This is a genomic window from Burkholderia sp. Leaf177 (assembly GCF_001424345.1).
Classification (GTDB): domain Bacteria; phylum Pseudomonadota; class Gammaproteobacteria; order Burkholderiales; family Burkholderiaceae; genus Caballeronia.
This window is the reverse complement of sequence record NZ_LMPF01000009.1, coordinates 38,879-58,370: the sequence shown is the minus strand read 5'-3', so window position 1 is coordinate 58,370 and position 19,492 is coordinate 38,879. Positions and strand designations below refer to the sequence as shown.

Sequence of the window (19,492 nt, the reverse complement as noted above, 5' to 3'; positions counted from 1 at the left end):
CCGCGGGCCGCCGCGCCACTAGGCCGATTGGCCGATGTTGCGTTCCGGAACGCGCCGCTATAATGGGTTTTACTCAATCACGCTGGCTTGCCGAGCTTCTCTTATATGCGCTACGACCTCGAGTTGCCTTCGCAGCCTTCCGCTTCGCATCGCGTTGCCGTGCTGCTGATCAATCTCGGCACGCCGGACGCGCCCACGCCCAAAGCGGTGCGCAAGTACCTCGCCCAGTTCCTTTCGGATCCCCGCGTGGTGGAGATCCCCGCAATTGCGTGGCAAGTGATCCTGCGGCTCGCCATTCTGCCGTTTCGCGGCCGTGCGTCAGCCAGGAAATACGCGCAGGTCTGGTTGCCGGAAGGCTCGCCATTGCGTGTCCATACAGAAAAGCAGGTTGAGGGTTTGCGGCGCCTTTTTGCGGTCAACGACTATCACGTCATAGTCGATTACGCCATGCGTTACGGTTCGCCGGGCATTCCCGCCATGTTGAACCAGCTCAAACTGGAGGGCGCCGAGCGCGTGTTGCTCGTGCCCATGTACCCGCAATATTCGTCGTCAACCACGGCGACCGCTTTCGACGATGCGTTTAACGCGTTGCGCCGCGTACGAAACCAGCCTGAACTGCGCACGATCCGGCATTACGCCGACCATCCGGCGTATATCGGCGCGTTGATCGAGCAGGTTCGCGAATATTGGCGTCAGCACGGTCAGCCGGACTTTGCGTCGGGCGACCGGCTGGTGCTCAGTTTTCACGGCGTGCCAAAAAGGACCATGGATCTCGGCGATCCTTATCATGACCAATGTCAACAGACTGGATCCTTGCTGATGGCTGGACTCGGGCTGTCGCCGGTCGAATGCCGAGTGACGTTTCAGTCGCGTTTCGGTCCCGCCGAATGGCTGCAGCCGTACACGGCGCCTACACTTGCCGAACTTGGTGCCGCGGGTGCAAAACGGGTAGACGTGTTTTGCCCGGGATTTACGTCGGATTGCCTTGAAACCATTGAAGAAATCGGCATTGAAGTGCGGGATGAATTCTTGCACGCCGGCGGCAAGGAGTTTCACCGGATTCCCTGCCTGAATGCATCGCCGGCGTGGATCAAGGCGCTTGGAGAAATTGTCGCGCAGCATCTGCAGGGCTGGCCGGTTCAGGCGCCGCAGGCTTTGAGCGCGGCTGCATAAGGTCATGTCATGAATTACGCCATCTCAACGGATTCCGGCGCACGTCTTCGTATCGACAAATGGTTGTGGGCGGCGCGCTTTTTCAAAACGCGTTCACTGGCGAGCGACGCCGTGGAGAAAGGCCGCGTGCGGATTGGCGGCGCCAACGTGAAGCCATCGAAAGATGTGCGAGTCGGCGATCTGGTCGAGATCGAGATCGAGCAAGTGCTCTGGCAGGTGGACGTACTGGGCATTTGCGAGGTTCGCGGTCCGGCGACGGTAGCTCAGACGCTCTACAAGGAAACCGATGCCGGGCGCGAAAAACGCGTGGCGGAGAATGAGCGCAGAAAGACGTACCGTGAACCGGCGGCCGCTCTGCAAGGCAGGCCGACCAAGCGGGACCGGCGAATCATCGACAAACTTTCAGGTGCTGACTGAACAGGCTTTCCATGGTGGCGGAGACGCCGCCATACTCCACGTTGTGTTCGTTTACCGCGCCTGACATGCAAATGGTCGTTGTGCCGCCAACGAGTACCAATGCGACCACCGCTATAGCAAAGGTCAGTTTCATGGCACTCCCTCGTGACAACGCAACGGCTCGAAATTCGGGCGCTGACGTTGGCTCAACAGCTGACTTCAGCGATAAAAAAACTTGGAATCCGGCTTTCGTAAGATTAGGGTTAACTAGCGCTTCCGAAGACCTGTTCGAAGTTTAGGTGACGCAATCGTCTGGCTCAATCTGAATCTGATGACCGGCTGAAAATGGTTGTAACGGGCCGTTTCCGGGCTGTAGAAACAACGCCGAAAACCGCCTGCAACCCCTTGAAAATGCTCGTGCCAACCTCAAGTACGTTTGCAGGGCAGGCACCGGCGACCTTCGATTCAATAGCGTTACTTACGGTCCCGTCAGTTGTGTTTTAACAACGTTGGCGTGACGGGTATTATCGGCAGCTTTCTGATGGGTCGAATCCGCAACGGTGCTTGCGATTTCATCCGTTTTCATCTTTAGCAAAAATCTCAAGCGACATGGAAAACACGCAAGACAACTCCGCGAGCCAGAACCCTACGCCCGCCGACGAAACGGCGGCTCAGCACAACCAGCAACCGGACACGCTTGATGCAGCAGAAGCGGGTGCCGTCGACGTAAACGAAACCGAGGCGTTGCTCGCCGAAGCGCAGGCCAAGGTTGCAGCGTTGCAGGAAGAGTTTCTGCGCGCGAAGGCCGAGACGGAAAACGTCCGTCGCCGGGCGCAGGAAGATGTGCAGAAAACGCACAAATTCGCTATCGAAAACTTTGCGGAAAACCTGCTGCCCGTGCTCGACAGCCTAGAAGCGGCGCTGACGCACTCGTCGACTGATCTTGCGAAAGTTCGCGAAGGCGTTGAGCTGACGCTGCGCCAATTGACTGGCGCGCTGGAGAAAGGCCGCGTCATTGAAGTCAATCCGGTCGGCGAAAAATTCGATCCGCATCGTCACCAAGCGATTTCGATGGTCCCGGCAGACCAGGAAGCGAACACGGTCGTTACGGTGCTGCAAAAAGGCTACGTGATCGCCGACCGCGTTTTGCGACCAGCGCTCGTAACCGTCGCCGCTCCGAAATAACCGTTCAGGCTTAAGCCGTTCTCATGGCCAACATCCCGGTCGACGCCACCGCGTTCTCCGTGTTCGACATGCAGGAATTGAGCGCTGAGACGTTTGATTCGGGCCTGGAGTCGGCGGGCGACGAACTGACCGTCGTGTTTTTCTGGGGTTTCGAGTGTTTCAATTGCGAGATCGCGAAAAAAGCGATGCTCGCCAAGCCGGACGAAATCCGGGCGCTCGGCCTGAGATGGTTTCACAGCAATGTCTACGAGCATCGGGATCTTGGGCGGCGTTTCATGCTGCACGGCGTGCCAACTTGGTTCTTTTTCTACCGGGGAAAGCGGCTTGGGCGCGCGACCGGCTGGCATGGCCTCGGTCAGTTTGAAGCCGCCGTGGCGGCTGCCCGGGAAAAGATCCGGGTGCTCGACGCAAAGGCGTGAGCCAATCACGCAAGAAAAGTTGCAGGCAAAGTAGAAAAAAATCGAGGTTGCATCAGATTTTGGTCTTGAAAACGATGCGAACGCTCTTATTTGGCGTACAGGGTTAAATTTTGGGCATCCGAGTACGTTTTTGAACGATAAACACGTCGAAAACGCAAAACCGGATGTGCTGCGAACAAAGTCAGGAGAGTGATAAAAATGGGCAGAATCATTGGTATCGATCTGGGCACGACGAACTCGTGCGTGGCGATCATGGAAGGCAACACCGTCAAAGTGATCGAAAACGCGGAAGGCACGCGTACCACGCCGTCGATCATCGCTTATGTTGACGACAACGAAATCCTCGTCGGTGCGCCGGCGAAGCGCCAGTCGGTGACTAATCCAAGGAACACGCTGTACGCAGTCAAACGGCTGATCGGTCGCCGGTTCGACGAAAAAGAAGTGCAGAAGGACATCGCGTTGATGCCCTACAAGATCGTGCGCGCCGATAACGGCGACGCCTGGGTTGAAGCCCGCGATCAAAAACTGGCACCGCCGCAAATTTCGGCTGAAGTGCTGCGCAAGATGAAGAAAACCGCCGAAGACTATCTCGGCGAAGAAGTGACGGAAGCCGTCATCACGGTTCCGGCTTACTTCAACGACAGCCAGCGTCAGGCCACGAAAGATGCCGGCCGTATTGCGGGCCTGGAAGTGAAGCGGATCATCAACGAACCGACCGCAGCCGCACTGGCATTCGGCCTGGACAAGAACGAAAAGGGCGATCGCAAGATTGCCGTGTACGACTTGGGCGGCGGCACGTTCGACGTATCGATCATCGAAATCGCCGACGTCGACGGTGAAAAGCAATTCGAAGTGCTCTCCACGAACGGCGACACGTTCCTGGGCGGTGAAGACTTCGACCAGCGCATCATCGACTACATCATCGGCGAGTTCAAAAAGGAACAAGGCGTCGACCTGTCGAAAGACGTGCTCGCGCTGCAACGCCTGAAGGAAGCGGCGGAAAAGGCGAAGATCGAGTTGTCGTCGGCTGCGCAAACCGAAATCAACCTGCCGTACATCACGGCTGACGCGTCGGGTCCGAAACACTTGAACCTGAAAATTACGCGTGCGAAGCTGGAGTCGCTGGTCGAGGAACTGATCGAGCGCACCATGGAACCGTGCCGCGTCGCCATTAAGGACGCAGGCGTGAAGGTGGGCGATATCGACGACATCATCCTGGTCGGCGGCATGACGCGTATGCCGAAGGTGCAGGAAAAGGTGAAGGAATTCTTCGGCAAGGATCCGCGTCGTGACGTGAACCCGGACGAAGCCGTGGCCGTAGGCGCCGCGATTCAAGGACAGGTTCTGTCGGGCGATCGCAAGGACGTGTTGCTGCTGGACGTGACGCCGTTGTCGCTGGGTATTGAAACTCTCGGCGGCGTGATGACGAAGATGATCAACAAGAACACGACCATCCCGACCAAGCACGCGCAGGTTTATTCGACCGCTGACGACAACCAGAGCGCCGTGACCATCAAGGTGTTCCAGGGCGAACGCGAAATGGCGGCTGGCAACAAGCTGCTTGGCGAGTTCAACCTCGAAGGCATTCCGCCGGCAGCACGCGGTACGCCGCAAATCGAAGTGAGCTTCGACATCGATGCGAACGGCATTCTCCACGTCGGCGCGAAGGACAAGGCGACCGGCAAGGAAAACAAGATCGTTATCAAGGCGAACTCGGGCCTGTCGGATGCCGAGATCGACAAGATGGTGAAGGACGCTGAAGCGAACGCTGACGAAGATCATCGTCTGCGCGAACTTGCGGACTCGCGCAATCAGGGCGACGCGCTGGTGCACAGCACGAAGAAGGCCGTGGCTGAGTACGGCGACAAGATCGAAGCGGCTGAGAAGGAACAGATCGAAGCGGCGTTGAAGGATCTTGAAGAAGCGCTCAAGAGCACGGCGAGCGACAAGGCTGCTATTGACGCGAAGATTGAAACGCTGTCCACGGCGTCGCAGAAACTGGGCGAAAAGATGTACGCCGACATGGCGGCAGCGCAAGGTGCGGCGGGCGCGGCGGCAGGTGCAGCGGGCGCAGGCGGTCCGGGTGCGCAAGCAGCGCCGGAGCAGCACGACGACGTTGTCGATGCCGACTTCAAGGAAGTGAAGAAGGACTAAGTCGATTGAACCGCGCAAGCGTGTCATCGGCGAAAGTTGAACGGGTCCCGTGCGGCTTCGTACGGGACCGCGATGAAAGATGTCTTGCGAGAACTTGAGCGCAAGTACAAAGAACGCGCCTGGCGAGCCAAATGGCTCCCCGGGCACGTTGTTTTTTAGAGCGCCACGCTTTGTACGAGTAGTGCAAAGGCGGGGCGTCGACAAATCACATGAGTCGCAAGACTCCAGGCATCCAAGAGGGAGCTGTCGGCTTGATCGAAAAGATCGGGCGCGGTGGCGCTGAACCGATATGGCGAAACGGGATTACTACGAGGTTATGGGCGTCGCGAAGAACGCGAGCGACGACGAAATCAAGAAGGCGTATCGCAAGCTTGCGATGAAGCATCACCCCGACCGCAATCCGGATAGCAAGGATGCGGAAGAGCGTTTCAAGGAGGTCAAAGAGGCCTACGAAATGCTCTCGGATCCGCAAAAACGCGCGGCTTACGATCAGTACGGGCACGCAGGCGTCGATCCAAACATGGGCGCGGGGCAGCAAGGTTTTGGCGGATTCGCCGACGCCTTCGGCGATATTTTTGGCGACATCTTCGGTCAGGCGGCCGGCGGCGGCGCGGGTGCGCAGCGCGGGCGCGCGGGACCGCAGGTTTATCGCGGCGCGGATTTGCGTTACAGCATGGAAATCTCGCTGGAGCAGGCGGCGCACGGCTACGACACGCAAATTCGCGTGCCGAGCTGGGTCAACTGCGAGATCTGCAAAGGCTCGGGCGCAAAGGCCGGCACGAAACCGGAAACCTGTCCGACGTGCCATGGACAAGGCACCGTGCGGATGTCGCAGGGCTTTTTCAGCATTCAGCAGACGTGCCCGAAGTGTCACGGCACCGGCACCTTCATTCCTGAGCCGTGCGGTCATTGCCACGGCGCGGGCAAGGTGAAGGAAACGAAGACACTGGAAGTGAAGATTCCAGCGGGTATCGACGACGGCATGCGTATCCGTTCGTCGGGCAACGGCGAGCCGGGTATCAACGGCGGTCCGAGCGGCGATTTGTACGTCGAGATTCATATCAAGCAGCATTCGGTATTCGAGCGGGACGGCGACGACCTTCACTGCCAGATGCCAATTCCATTCACCACAGCGGCGATTGGCGGCGAAATCGAAGTGCCTACGCTGGCGGGCCGCGCGAGCTTTACCGTGCCGGAAGGAACGCAGTCCGGCAAGACGTTCCGGCTGCGCAGCAAGGGTATCAAGGGATTGCGTTCGAGCATCGCCGGGGACCTATATGTGCATGTGCAGGTCGAGACGCCGGTCAAGCTCACGGATCAGCAGCGCGACCTGCTCAAGCAGTTCGAACGTTCGTTGACCGAGGGCGGCTCGCGCCACAGTCCGCAAAGCAAGAGCTGGTTCGATCGGGTGAAGAGTTTCTTCGATTGAGGCATTGACCATGCAGCAACGCAGCGAGGTTTTCGCGCTGCTCGATGATTGCGACTCGACCGCCGAAAGGCGGTCGAGTCGCCTTTACGCCGGTTTTGTGCGCGAACGGTCGTGTCACGACGTTGCGCAGCTGGACCACACGTGTCAAAGCGTCCGGCAAGACTTGCGCGACGGCTTGCACGCGGTCGTGCTGGCGGATTATGAATTCGGCCGCAATCTTCAGTTGGCGCAGCCCGGCAATGCCGCGCTGCGCTTTTTGTTATTTCGCGAATGCACGATGTTGTCGAAGGAAGAAGCCGACCAGTGGCTCGCCGAAAACGATAACCGCTCGGCTGAGCAGCCTTCTGTGGCGGGAGTGGCGAACATCGAGTCGAGTGTCACGCCCGACGCGTTCGAGCAGGCCATAGCGGGCGTGCAGGAAGCGTTGCAAGCCGGCGACTCGTATCAGATCAATTACACGTTTCGCCTTATCTTCGATGTATTCGGTTCAGCGGTCGCGTTGTATCGAAGGCTGCGGGAGCGGCAACCGGTGCGATATGGCGCGCTGATCGCATTGCCCGATGGCCGTGACGTGTTGTCGTGCTCGCCGGAGCTGTTCATAGAACGAAACGGCGACGCACTTCGCGCACGGCCGATGAAAGGCACCGCGCCCCGCAACGCCGACCCCGCATGGCTTCACGACGATCCGAAAAATCGCGCGGAAAACGTGATGATCGTCGATTTGTTGCGCAACGACATGTCTCGCGTGGCGGTCACGGGAAGCGTCAAGGTGCCCCGTCTGTTTTCGGTCGAGGCGTACAAGTCGGTGTGGCAGATGACATCGACGGTCGAGGCGCGCTTGCGTCCCCACACCACTTTCGCCGATATCCTGCGCGCTTTGTTGCCCTGCGGATCGATTACGGGCGCGCCGAAACACAAGACCATGCAGCTGATCGACGCGCTCGAAAGCACGCCGCGCGGCATTTATACGGGCGCTATCGGATGGCTGGATGAGCGCGATGACTTTTGTTTATCGGTGCCGATTCGTACGCTCGAAATCGAACATGGCCGCGGGAAAATGGGCGTCGGCGCGGGGATTGTGCTGGACAGCATCGCCGCCGATGAATTCGAGGAGTGTCAATTGAAAGCGCGATTCCTGACGGGCGCCGATCCCGGTTTTCAGCTTTTCGAAACCACGTTCGCGACGCAAGAGAAAGGAATTCGGCATTGGGACCGGCATCTGGCGCGACTCGCATCGAGCGCGGAGTGGTGCGGTTTTCCGCTCGACCAGAAGTTGTTGCAATTGCGTATCGATGAAACTTGCGTCGCGTTCGAACCCAACGCTCCGTACCGGCTGAAAATCGCGCTCGCGAAAAGCGGCGAAATCAGCGTGACGAGCGCGCGGCTCGTTCCGTTGCCGGAGCCAGTGGTGAAGGTGTTGCTGGCATGGGAACATGGCTTCGCGCCGCGTTCTTCCAGCGATCCGCTGCTCATGCACAAGACCACGTCGCGTGAAGAATACGATCGCGCCTGGCACGAGGCGGAAGCGCAAGGCGCGTTCGATATGTTGTTCTCCAACGAGCGCGGGGAGCTTACGGAAGGCGGCCGGTCGAATGTGTTTTTGAAGCTCGACGGCCGATGGAAAACGCCGCCGCTCAGCGCGGGATTGTTGCCGGGCGTGATGCGCGGCGTGTTGATCGAAGAACTCGAAGCCGAAGAACGCACATTGACGCTCGACGATTTGAACCGTGCGCAAGCGCTGATGATCTGCAACGCGCTACGCGGCGCATTGACCGCGCGCCTCGAGCGTAAAGGCTGAAACGCCTTAAAACGTATGTTCCGGCCCAGGGAAACTCTTGTCCTTCACGGCCTGAATATACGCCTCGACAGCCGCGAAAATACTCGGCTGGCCCTGCATGAAATCCTTCACGAAACGCGGCCGTTTGCCGGGAAAAATCCCGAGCATGTCGTGCAGCACGAGCACTTGCCCCGAGCAATCGATACCCGCGCCAATGCCGATGGTCGGGATGACCAACTGTTCCGTCACCTCGCGCGCGAGCAGCGTAGGCACTGCTTCGATCACCAGCAATTGCGCGCCCGCTTCCTGAAACGCCAGGGCATCGCGGCGCATTTGCTCGGCGCCGGCATCGGTTTTCCCTTGCACCTTGAAGCCGCCGAACGCGTGCACGGATTGCGGCGTCAAGCCAACGTGCCCGCAAACCGGAATCGATCGGTCCACGAGATATCGCACGATCTCCGCCGACCATTCCCCGCCTTCGATCTTGACCATCTGCGCACCCGCGCGCATCAGCTTCACGGCGTTCGCGTAAGTCTCTTCGCGCGAACCGACCGTGCCGAATGGCATGTCCGCCACGACGAGCGCGTTCTTGTTCCCACGCGCGACGGCAGCCGTGTGATACGCGATGTCATCGAGCGTCACGGGCAATGTCGTGCCATGTCCCTGCAGCACGTTGCCGAGCGAATCGCCGATCAACATCACGTCCACGCCCGCGCGGTCCAGCAGCGCGGAAAAGCTCGCGTCGTAACACGTGAGCATCGTGATCTTTTCGCCCGCTTCGCGCATTGTGCGCAGCTTCGGAACGGTGATCGCGGTGCGGCTGGTTTCCTGCAAATACGCCATGGCAATTTCCACATCGACAAGATAAGAGACAGCACGCTGGCGCGCCGCCCGGACGGACTTAGAGTGACGTGCCCTTGACAAAGAATTCCTTGCGCCCACGCATGGTTTCGATACGTTCGACCAGCAGCGCCAGATCGGCGTCCGAATCCAGCGGGTTCAAATGCTCGGCGTTCACCGTCAATAACGGCGTGGCGTCGTAGTGATAGAAGAAATCATTGTAGGCGTCGCAGAGGGCGCGCAGATAGGCATCGGGAATCTGCAGTTCCATAGGCACCGCGCGTTTCTGGATGCGCGCGAACAGCACTTCGGGACTGGCCTGCAAATAGACCACGAGGTCGGGCGCGGGCGCCGGTGCGTTGAAACGTGTTGAGACTTCGCGAAACAGCTGGAATTCGTCGTCAGGCAGCGTGAGGCGAGCAAACAGCGCGGTTTTTTCGGTGATGAAATCCGTGATCAGCGGCGCGCCGGCCGTTTGCCCGATATGCCCCGGGCCGCCCACGAGCGCCGCGCCAATTTCCTGCGCCTGTTGCGCGCGCTGCAACGCAAACTGCAATTGCGTGGCGAGCGCGTATCGCGAGTTGTCGCGATAAAACCGCTCCAAAAACGGATTCTCGTGCTGGCGCTCGAACAAGGTACGCATGGACCAGCGCTCCGCGAGCAGGCGCGCGAGCGTGGTCTTGCCGACGCCTATTGGCCCTTCGATCGCTATGTATCGGTGCGGCGGACGCAGTTGCGGCGCGGTGACGGTAAGCGGCGTGCTCATGGAGTTTTCATGGATGTGAGGCGTCTGGCCGGAAAGCGTTCAGGCTTCGCGACGGGAAGTGCAGCGCGAGGCGAAAAGCGGGCACTGATGCGTCGCCACTTTTTCGATGCGTTGATCTTCGACCGATGCCAGGAACGCATCGGCGCGGCCGCGTTGGGCAATGACGATTTCGCCATCGAGTTCGACTAGCGGCACGAGCGCGAACGCGCGTTCCGTAAGACGTGGATGCGGAATCACGAGATCGGCTTCTTCTATGCACGAGTCGCCGAACAGCAAAATATCGAGGTCGAGCGTGCGTGGCGCGTTGCGGTATGGCCGCTCGCGCCCGAAGTGCTCTTCAATGGAATGACACAGCCGCAGCAAGTGTCGCGCGGGCAGGGTGGTATCGATCTTGACGACACAATTGAAGTAATCGTCGCCACCGGCGTCGATGGGCGCGGTGCGATAGAGGCTCGATTTCGCGAGCACGGTGATCGTGTGTTGCTGAGCAAGACACACGACTGTGTCTTTCAGGGTCTGGCGCGCGTCACCAAGGTTTGCGCCCAGGCCCAGATAAGCTACCGTCATGGCATGAATCCTACGACTGTCGTTCGGCGAAACACGACGCGAATGCGCTACAGGTACGCGCACGGGCCGCGTCAGTCGTCGCCGTGCCGCACGTCGCGCTCTTCGCGCGCATCGTGTTCTTCACGAGCCGGTGCGTCCCCGTTGCTCGCGCCGCCCTCCATTCCGTCACCCGGCCTGCGGCTTTTGGCGTTGCTGCTACGCCGCCGTCGTTTCTTGGGTGCCCGGTCCTTCCCGCCTTGCGAAAGCAGTGACTCTCGCGCGGCAGCGTCCCCTTCGATGAAATCCGTCCACCACTGGCCAACCGATGCATCCAGTTCGCCCGATTCACACCGGAGCAGGAGGAAATCATAACCCGCCCTAAACCTTTGGTGTTCCAGCAGCTTCATGGCGCTGCGGCCGGAGCGTTTTTCGAGCCGGTGTTGCAGGCCCCATATCTCCCGCATATCCGATGAAAACCGCTTGTGGATGGCGAGTTTTTCGGTCTGCATGTCGAGCACGTCGTCCATCGCGCGATGCAGCGCCGGCACCGGGAATTCACCGGCGAGCGTGTATTGCTGCCAGCGTGACTGCATGTCGTTCCAGAGCAGTGTGGCAAACAGAAATCCCGGCGATACACCCTTGCCCGCGCGCACGCGTTCGTCAGTATTGGTGAGCGCCAGCGTGATGAATTTCTCGCCGTGCGTCGACTCGAAAATGACGTCGAGCAAAGGCAATACGCCGTGATGCAAACCTTCAGCACGTAAGCGCGTCAGGCATGCGAGCGCGTGGCCTGAAAGCAGCAGCTTGAGCATTTCATCGAAGAGACGGGCAGCCGGGACATTGCTGATCAGGTCAGCCAGTTCCGCAATCGGCGCGCGCGTTGCGGGCTCGATTTCAAAGCCGAGCTTCGCGGCAAAGCGCACGACGCGCAGCATGCGCACCGGATCTTCCCGGTAACGCGTCGCCGGGTCGCCGATCATGCGCAGCAAGCGCGCGCGGACGTCGGCCATGCCGTCGTGATAATCCAGCACGGTTTGCGTGGCGGGATCGTAATACATGGCGTTGATGGTGAAGTCGCGGCGCGTGGCGTCTTCGTGCTGCTCGCCCCAGACGTTGTCGCGCAGCACGCGGCCGCTGGCATCGACCGCGTGCGTGCGCGTGTCCATTTCACCGCGCCGCAAACGTGGCGGCGGGGGAGACGGCGGCGCGTCGGCGGGGGTATCGACGAGCGCGCGGAACGTCGATGTCTCGATGATGTCCTGCCCGAACTGAACGTGCACGATCTGAAACCGCCGCCCGATAATGCGCGCCCGGCGAAACAGTTTTTGCACCTGGTCGGGCGTGGCGTCTGTTGCAACGTCGAAATCTTTTGGCGCCACGTTCAGCAGCAGGTCGCGCACCGCGCCGCCCACGATAAACGCCCGATGCCCGGCTTGCTGCAGCCCTTCGGTCACGCGAATGGCGTTCTTTGAAATCAGCGAAGGATCGATGCCATGCACGTCCGCCGAGAGGATCACCGGCACGTTGGGATCGCGCCTCGCCGCGACCGGCGCCGCCTTCTTGCGCGTGGTCTTGCGGGCGGGTTTTGCATCGTCGTCGGAAGCAGCACCGAGAGGGGCGGTCGCCGGAGCGTCCTCTTTGGCGCTTTCCTGGCCGAACAGCTTGCGAATGAGTTTTTTAATCACGTGGGGAGAAGATTTCCAGGATGCGCCAGCCGCGGGCTTGCGCATGGGCGCGCAGGGTGTCGTCGGGATTGGTCGCGATCGGGTCGGTGACTTTCTCTAGCAGAGGAATGTCGTTGTGCGAGTCGCTGTAGAAGTAGCTGTGTTCGAAGTCGCTCAGGCTTTTTCCCATGGAAGCAAGCCACATTTCGGTACGCACGATCTTGCCTTCGCGAAAGCTCGGCGTGCCTGTTGGACGGCCAGTCAGTTCGCCGTTCGGGATATTGTCGACCGTTTCGACCTCGCACGCGATCAGCGCGTCAATACCGAACGCCTGGCCGATCGGCGCCGTGATGAAAGCGTTCGTGGCGGTCACGAGGCAGCAAAGATCGCCCGCTTCCTGGTGTTTGCGCACCAGTTCCAGCGCGGCGGGCTGGATAGCCGGCGTGATGACCTCGCGCATGAATTGCGCGTGCCAGTCGTCCAGTTGCGCGCGCGGATGCAGCGCCAGCGGGGAAAGCTGGGCGTTCAGGTACGCGTGGATATCGAGCGTGCCGTCCTTGTACTGCGCGTAGAACGCGTCGTTTTGCCTGGCGAACTTTTCGGCATCGACAATGCCGAGCTTCGTCATGAAACGACCCCATTCGTGGTCGCTGTCCGTCGGGATGAGGGTGTGATCGAGATCAAATAGGGCTAGGTTCATGGGAGCGCATTTTACTTGAAGCGGATGGAAGCGTTCGGCGGCCGCTTATGGCAACGCCGCGTGGCGTTGCCGGGTCAGAAAAGCTCGGTTTGCGGGCGCGGCGCTTCGTCCTCTTTATTGGCGAGCATCGTGCGCAGCAACGGCAGAGTGACCGCGCGCTTTTGTTCGAGCGAAAATCGGTCCAGTTCGTCCAGCAATTTCATCAGGCTTGGCATATCGCGCCGGAAGTGCGTCAGCAAATACGCCGGAACATCATCCGCCAGATCGATACCGCGTTCGCGCGCCGCGTGTTTCAGCGCGGTGGCTTTGCTTTCATCGGAAAGGGGCGTGAGCTGGAAAACCAGTCCCCAGCCGAGGCGCGTACGCAAATCTTCTCTCACCGTTAACCCCAGCGGCGCCACGTTCCCCGTCGCCACGAGCGCGCTGGAGGGATGCGCGCGCACCTCGTTGAACAGGTTGAAGAGGGCGATTTGCTGTGCGCCCGAAAGGCGTTCGCAGTCATCGACGGCGTAGATGCTTGCGGTCGTGTCGAAGGTGAAAGCGGCGAGCGGTGCCTGCGGGCTCAGGAAACGCGCGCGGCCGTTGGCTTCGTGCATCAGCGCCTGGAGCAGGTGGCTGCGGCCGCTGCCCGCTTCGCCCCAGACGTAGAACGTGCGATCGGCTACGGGGCCGGCCACGAGCGCGCCTTCGAGCTCGCGCAGGCGCGTCACCAGTTCGTGATTGCCGGCGGCGAAAAAATTGTCGAAGGTGGCGAGCGGCGGCGTGCCGAGATCGAGCGTCAGTTGGCGTTGCACGGGCAATCGGTTCCGTCAGGGCGTGTCTTGAAAACGGCGCGCTCAGTTTGTCCGATGACCGGCGTGAACCGGTGCAAAAGGCGTTGAGCGCAAGGTCGAGAAACGCGCCGGAAGGGCACAAGTCTCAAAAAAGGGTGGAACGGTATTTTTAAGCCGGGGCCGCGCACTGCGAGAAATCCGGTTGGACGGCTGGCATCGGTTAAAATCTCATTTTACCGACCTTCTCGCCGATCCCCCATGAATCAACCGAAATCCGCCCCACACGCCCAAGGTTTGTCCTATCGCGACGCGGGCGTGGACATCGATGCCGGCGACGCACTCGTCGACCGGATCAAGCCCTTTGCCAAGAAAACCATGCGCGACGGCGTGCTGGGGGGAATCGGCGGATTCGGCGCGTTGTTTGAAGTACCCAAACGTTATAAGGAGCCGGTGCTCGTGTCCGGCACGGACGGCGTGGGCACCAAGCTGCGCCTCGCGTTTCAGCTGAACAAACACGACACCGTCGGCCAGGATCTGGTCGCCATGAGCGTCAACGACATTCTCGTGCAAGGCGCCGAGCCGTTGTTTTTCCTCGATTATTTCGCTTGCGGCAAGCTTGATGTAGATACGGCCGCGACCGTGGTCCAGGGCATTGCGCAGGGTTGCGAGCTGGCCGGTTGCGCGTTGATTGGTGGTGAAACGGCCGAAATGCCGGGCATGTATCCCGATGGCGAATACGATCTGGCCGGCTTTGCGGTTGGGGCGGTGGAAAAGAGCAAGATTATCGATGGCTCGACCATCAAGCCGGGCGATGTGGTTTTGGGGTTGGCATCGTCGGGGATTCATTCGAACGGGTATTCGCTGGTGCGCAAGATCATCGAGCGGGCGCAGCCGGATCTGAATGCCGATTTCGATGGCCGTTCGCTTGCCGACGCGCTGATGGCCCCGACGCATATTTATGTGAAGCCGTTGTTGTCGCTGATGTCGCAGATGGCCGTGAAGGGCATGGCGCATATCACCGGCGGTGGGCTGGTCGAGAATATTCCGCGGGTTCTGCGCGATGGGTTGACTGTTGAGCTGGATCATCGGGCGTGGCCGCTGCCGCCGTTGTTCTCGTGGCTGCAGAAGCACGGCGGTGTGGCGGATGCGGAGATGCATCGGGTGTTTAATTGCGGGATCGGGATGGTCGTTGTAGTCGATGCCGCTGATGCGGAAGCGGCTACGGGATTGTTGGCGGCGGCCGGGGAGCAGGTTTGGTCGATCGGGCGGGTGCGGGAGTCGAAGGTTGGTGAGGCGCAGACCGTAGTGGTCTGAGTTTTTTCGCTAGCGCCGGCGGAGGGTGGGGCGGTTGATTGGTCGGTTTTAGGGGTTGGGGTTGGGGTCGGTGTTGGGTTGCTGCTTTTTGGGTCTTCTCGGGTTCGGTTCTGGCTGTTCTCTTTAGCACTGTTAGCCACTGTCCGTGGCGGGACTTCATTTCTTTTTCCAACGGCGAAAAAGAAACGAAGCAAAGAAAACGCCTTCCAACCGCTAATTCTTAAGTGTCCACANGCCACTGTCCGTGGCGGGACTTCATTTCTTTTTCCAACGGCGAAAAAGAAACGAAGCAAAGAAAACGCCTTCCAACCGCTAATTCTTAAGTGTCCACAGCGTGCAGTGAAAACTGCGTGGCACGCAAGAAGCACCCTCAGCGCATAACTGCGCCCCGCTGAAACCCTCCCCCTCCGACAACAGATACCCACACGCTTCGCCACCAGCGTCGGAATCCGTTAATACGGAAACCCGTCCAACGCATAACGAAGGGTTGAGCCATAACAAGCCAAGCATCTTAAACCGCAGACGTCGCCGCCAGTACCGCGGCTTTTTCCATTTGGGCGCCAGCGCGCGCAGCGCGGAGGCCTGGTTAGTGGATTCCCACACTGGTGGCGAAGCGTGTGGGTATCCGCGGACGGAGGGGGAGGGTTTCAAGTGTTTGGGGTTATACGCTGAGGGTACTTCTTGCGTGCCAAACACTTAAGAACTGCACGCTGTGGACACTTAAGAATTAGCGGTGGAGAGGCGTTTTCTTTGCTTCGTTTCTTTGTCGCCGTTGGACAAAGAAATGAAGTCCCGCCACGGACACTTAAGAATTAGCGGTGGAGAGGCGTTTTCTTTGCTTCGTTTCTTTGTCGCCGTTGGACAAAGAAATGAAGTCCCGCCACGGACAGTGGCTAATAGTGCTAAAGAAATCAGCTAGAACCAAACCCGCGAAGGCTCAAGCAGCAGCAACCCAGCATCAACCCCCACCACCACACCCCCCGCACCCCACCCAAAGCGCTAAAAAGCGTCCAAAAAATACACATCACCCCTGCGGCATTGGCGCCAGCAACGCCTCAATATCCTCCGCCGAGAACTTTGCCCCGGCCGCCGCGTCCTCACGCAAAATACTATCGGCTAAAGCGGCTTTGCGATCCTGCATCGCCACGATGCGCTCCTCAATACTCCCCGCCACGATCAGCTTGTACACGAACACAGGCTTCAACTGACCCAGCCGATGCGCACGGTCCGTCGCCTGATTCTCCGCAGCCGGATTCCACCACGGATCGTAATGAATCACGGTATCCGCCGCCGTCAGGTTCAACCCAACGCCACCCGCCTTCAAACTGATCAGGAACAACGGCACTTCACCCGCCTGAAAACGCGTCACCGGCGTCACGCGATCACGCGTATCACCCGTCAGCGTCACATACGGCAAACCGGCTTTATCGAGCGCAGCGGCGATGATCGCGAGCATTCCCGTGAACTGCGAAAACAGCAGCACACGCCGTCCTTCTTCAAGCAATTCCGGCAGCATGTCGAGCAGCAAATCGAGCTTCGCCGATTCCTCCACGCGCTTCGCCCGAGTAAGTTTCACCAGCGACGGATCGCAGCACACCTGACGCAGTTTCAGCAACGCCTCGAGCACGACAATATGGCTGCGCGCCAAACCCTGATCGGCCACCGCCATGCGCACTTTTTCCTGCATCGCGATTCGCACGGTCTCATATAAATCACGCTGCGAACCTTCAAGCGATACGGTCCGCACAATCGTCGTCTTCTGCGGCAATTCCTTCGCCACTTCATCTTTCCGCCGACGCAACATGAACGGTCGAAGTCGCCGCACGAGCAGATCGCGGCGCACGGGGTCCTCGTATTTTTCGATCGGCGTGCGCCAGCGTTTCGTGAAATCTTTCTGCGTGCCGAGAAAACCTGGTAGCAGGAAATCGAACTGCGCCCACAACTCGCCCAGGTGATTTTCAAGCGGCGTCCCCGTCAGACACAGCCGATGCCGCGAGCTCAAATCACGAATCCCCTTCGCGGCTTTCGTCGCGACGTTCTTCACGGTTTGCGCTTCGTCGAGAATCAGCAAGTGATACTCGTGCATCGATAACATCGCCTGGTCGCGCCACAAAAGCGGATACGTGGTCAGCACGAGATCGTGTTCGCCGATCTGATCGAAGCGATCTTTTCGTTGCGGGCCATGCAGGTCGAGCACGCGAAGGCTAGGTGCAAATTTCTTCGCTTCCTCGCGCCAGTTGTGAACGAGCGTTGTCGGAAGCACGACGAGCGCCGGACGATCGAGCCGCCCCGATTCCTTTTCAACAAGAATATGCGCCAGCGTCTGCACGGTCTTGCCGAGGCCCATGTCATCGGCGAGAACGCCCGACAGATTGCGCTCGCGCAAAAACTGCATCCAGTTGAGGCCTTCGCGCTGATACACCCGAAGCTCCGCGTTCAGGCCGCGAGGGATCGGGACTTCACGCAACCCAGGACCTTCCTGCAAACGCTGCGCGAGTTCGCGAATGGACGTGTCGCCGTGAAATTGCCAGCGGCCGGTGTCGCTCAGCGCTTCAAGCCGACCGGCATCTTTTTCGGAGACACGCAGCGGTTGCATGCCGAGGGTATCGAAAAGATCGATCAGCACGCGCACAACCGGCTTGATCCGCGATGCCCGCAGCCGCAACCGCTCGCCTTTATCGGTATTGAGTTCGATGCCTTCGTCGTCCGGTATCGAATCGATAGCGCCCGCGAGCCATCGCCGGTCGCGCTGAAACAGTTCGGCGAGCAGCGGCTCCAGCCGCACGCTTCGCTCGCCAACGGCAATGCCGAGTTCGAGGTCGAACCAGCCATCGGTGCCGTGGCGTGCAGTGCCCTGGATATCGTCGATCTCGATGAAATCGAAGCGGAATTCCGGCGACATGGAAATGCGCCAACCATCTTCGCGGAGCGCGGGCACGGTATCACTTGCAAACAACGGCCATGCGGCCGATGCCGGCAAACCCAGCACGCCAGCCGGTATGGCCTTCGGCCCGAAGCGCTGATGCGCGGGAATCTTGCGAAAGCCGAGCTCGTACAACTGGTTCGAATAACGCGTTTCCACGTCGTGACGACGCTTCACCTGGACCATGTCGCCGGACTCCGAACGCATGATCGTGGTCGCGTGCGTGGGATCGATGCTGAAACCGTCGTAATCGAAACTTAGCAGCGCAAAATCCAGCACGCTCGCCCCCGTGCGTTCCTCGCGCGGCCGCCATGTGCCGCTGATGGGCTGCGTGTCGAGCACGAGCACGGGCACGGGGTCAGTATCGATGACCTGAACGTTCAGCGCTTCGTGTCCCGGTGGCGGCGGCAGATCCGACGCGACCTCGCGCAACATGGCACCGACAAGCGGCGCCTCGGCGAGCGTTATAGGCGGCATGGCGAGGTAATCGACGAGTTGCCGCGCGGGCTGCGGCATGTCGACAATACCGGCTTCGCGCGTTTCGGCATCGGCGAACCAGAGCGGTTCAGTTGCAATGACCAGGGTCGACGCGGGCTCGGTCCGCAGCAGGGGCCGCACGCGATCATCCGGGTCCGGCGTCCACTCTATGCGTCCCGGCCGCGCCTGGCCCTGGCTCAACGGCCGGCGCGGTTCGCCCACATCCTGCGACGAAGGCGTTGCCGTGAACAACCGCCCGGTTGCGAGCATTCGTTGCAGCAAATCCGAGCCTTCTTCGCCATGCAACACGAAGCCGCCGAAGTCGTTGCGCGTGCGTCCAATAGTCAACGCCCGCAAGATGGAGACGTCGTCGTCGCTGACGAACTTCGGCTGCTTGATGAGCGCTGAGTCGAGATTGGTCCACGGCCGGTCGAGCTTCTGGAGCGAACCGTCGGGACTCAGGCGCACCTTGTGCAGCGCGACTTCGGGCACGCGCATGATGCGTGACGCGTCGAGCACATAAGCGAGTGCAAGCGCGCCATTGGGCTCGCTGGGTTTTTTCGCGGCCGCGTTGCGTGTCGATGCAAACCGCGAGCGGAACCCTTCTAGCCAGCCGGCGACTTCGGCGCGTACGGCATCGGGGTCTTGGGGTTTATCGCTGGCGCTCGCAAGCAACGCAGCCGCGGCATGCTTGCAACGGGATCCGACTGGGCACGAGCACTGGCCGTACGCGCGGACCACGCCCTCATCCTCGTCGAATATGACCTCGACACGGTACGGCTGGCGCTGAGTTCCCTGGACCTGGGCACGCAGCACATTGCTGTCCCAATGCAGATGCCGGACTTTGTCGACGTACGCTCGCGCCTTGGCGACGGTCGTGGCGCCGAGCCATTTGATGATCTGAGCCGTGTCATAGGTATATTTCGGCATCAGCGCGTCCGCCCGTTCATGGCTGT

At 60.0% G+C, this 19,492-nt stretch carries 16 protein-coding genes; 8 read left to right on the top strand and 8 right to left on the bottom strand.

Annotated features, from left to right (window positions below):
• The first annotated feature begins 105 nt into the window (after positions 1-105).
• Entirely contained in the window at positions 106-1,173 is a 1,068-nt protein-coding gene (gene hemH, locus ASG35_RS10210) for a ferrochelatase (RefSeq protein WP_056356174.1), read from the top strand.
• Between the two features lie 9 nt (positions 1,174-1,182).
• Positions 1,183-1,590 (top strand): RNA-binding S4 domain-containing protein, encoded by a 408-nt coding sequence (locus ASG35_RS10205; protein WP_056356172.1) that lies wholly within the window; start codon positions 1,183-1,185, stop codon positions 1,588-1,590.
• Here the strand turns inward: ASG35_RS10205 and ASG35_RS31905 are convergent.
• Positions 1,562-1,723 (bottom strand): hypothetical protein, encoded by a 162-nt coding sequence (locus tag ASG35_RS31905; RefSeq protein ID WP_200945706.1) that lies wholly within the window; start codon positions 1,721-1,723, stop codon positions 1,562-1,564. The genes ASG35_RS10205 and ASG35_RS31905 overlap by 29 nt on opposite strands.
• Before the next feature lie 455 nt (positions 1,724-2,178).
• On the opposite strand from ASG35_RS31905, the gene grpE reads away from it, so the two are divergent.
• From grpE to pabB, 5 genes are all read left to right on the top strand, one after another.
• Complete coding sequence (grpE, locus tag ASG35_RS10200; RefSeq protein WP_056356170.1) at positions 2,179-2,754, top strand: nucleotide exchange factor GrpE; 576 nt, start codon at positions 2,179-2,181, stop codon at positions 2,752-2,754.
• A gap of 23 nt (positions 2,755-2,777) precedes the next feature.
• Positions 2,778-3,173, top strand: a complete 396-nt coding sequence (locus ASG35_RS10195; protein ID WP_056356167.1) for a thioredoxin family protein — start codon at positions 2,778-2,780, stop codon at positions 3,171-3,173.
• 198 nt (positions 3,174-3,371) lie between these two features.
• Positions 3,372-5,327 carry a molecular chaperone DnaK gene (dnaK, locus tag ASG35_RS10190; protein WP_056356165.1) on the top strand — a complete coding sequence of 652 codons (1,956 nt, stop codon included), beginning with the start codon at positions 3,372-3,374 and terminating at the stop codon, positions 5,325-5,327.
• Positions 5,328-5,616: 289 nt separating this feature from the next.
• Positions 5,617-6,756: a molecular chaperone DnaJ gene (dnaJ, locus tag ASG35_RS10185; RefSeq protein WP_056356163.1), complete on the top strand. Its 1,140-nt coding sequence runs from the start codon at positions 5,617-5,619 to the stop codon at positions 6,754-6,756.
• 4 nt (positions 6,757-6,760) lie between these two features.
• Entirely contained in the window at positions 6,761-8,554 is a 1,794-nt protein-coding gene (pabB, locus tag ASG35_RS10180) for an aminodeoxychorismate synthase component I (protein WP_442854823.1), read from the top strand.
• Positions 8,555-8,560: 6 nt separating this feature from the next.
• Here the strand turns inward: pabB and panB are convergent, their stop codons facing one another.
• The 6 genes from panB to hda form a co-directional block, all read right to left on the bottom strand.
• Positions 8,561-9,376, bottom strand: a complete 816-nt coding sequence (gene panB / locus ASG35_RS10175) for a 3-methyl-2-oxobutanoate hydroxymethyltransferase (RefSeq protein WP_056356160.1) — start codon at positions 9,374-9,376, stop codon at positions 8,561-8,563.
• Positions 9,377-9,434: 58 nt separating this feature from the next.
• On the bottom strand, positions 9,435-10,139 hold the full coding sequence (locus ASG35_RS10170; RefSeq protein WP_056356158.1) for a deoxynucleoside kinase: 705 nt from the start codon (positions 10,137-10,139) through the stop codon (positions 9,435-9,437).
• Between the two features lie 39 nt (positions 10,140-10,178).
• Positions 10,179-10,706, bottom strand: a complete 528-nt coding sequence (folK, locus tag ASG35_RS10165) for a 2-amino-4-hydroxy-6-hydroxymethyldihydropteridine diphosphokinase (RefSeq protein WP_056356156.1) — start codon at positions 10,704-10,706, stop codon at positions 10,179-10,181.
• A gap of 71 nt (positions 10,707-10,777) precedes the next feature.
• Entirely contained in the window at positions 10,778-12,370 is a 1,593-nt protein-coding gene (gene pcnB / locus ASG35_RS10160; RefSeq protein ID WP_056356154.1) for a polynucleotide adenylyltransferase PcnB, read from the bottom strand.
• Positions 12,363-13,049, bottom strand: coding sequence for an HAD family hydrolase (locus ASG35_RS10155; RefSeq protein ID WP_056356152.1), 687 nt, complete (start codon positions 13,047-13,049; stop codon positions 12,363-12,365). The genes pcnB and ASG35_RS10155 overlap by 8 nt, the downstream gene beginning before the upstream one ends.
• A gap of 74 nt (positions 13,050-13,123) precedes the next feature.
• A complete protein-coding gene (hda, locus tag ASG35_RS10150) occupies positions 13,124-13,849 on the bottom strand; it encodes a DnaA regulatory inactivator Hda (RefSeq protein WP_200945705.1) in 726 nt (241 codons plus the stop codon).
• Between the two features lie 231 nt (positions 13,850-14,080).
• Here hda and purM point away from each other — a divergent pair, with 231 nt between their 5' ends.
• Positions 14,081-15,136: a phosphoribosylformylglycinamidine cyclo-ligase gene (purM, locus tag ASG35_RS10145; protein WP_056356149.1), complete on the top strand. Its 1,056-nt coding sequence runs from the start codon at positions 14,081-14,083 to the stop codon at positions 15,134-15,136.
• Positions 15,137-16,160: 1,024 nt separating this feature from the next.
• Here purM and ASG35_RS10140 read toward each other — a convergent pair.
• Complete coding sequence (locus ASG35_RS10140; protein ID WP_056356147.1) at positions 16,161-19,466, bottom strand: DEAD/DEAH box helicase; 3,306 nt, start codon at positions 19,464-19,466, stop codon at positions 16,161-16,163.
• Positions 19,467-19,492: the final 26 nt, after the last annotated feature.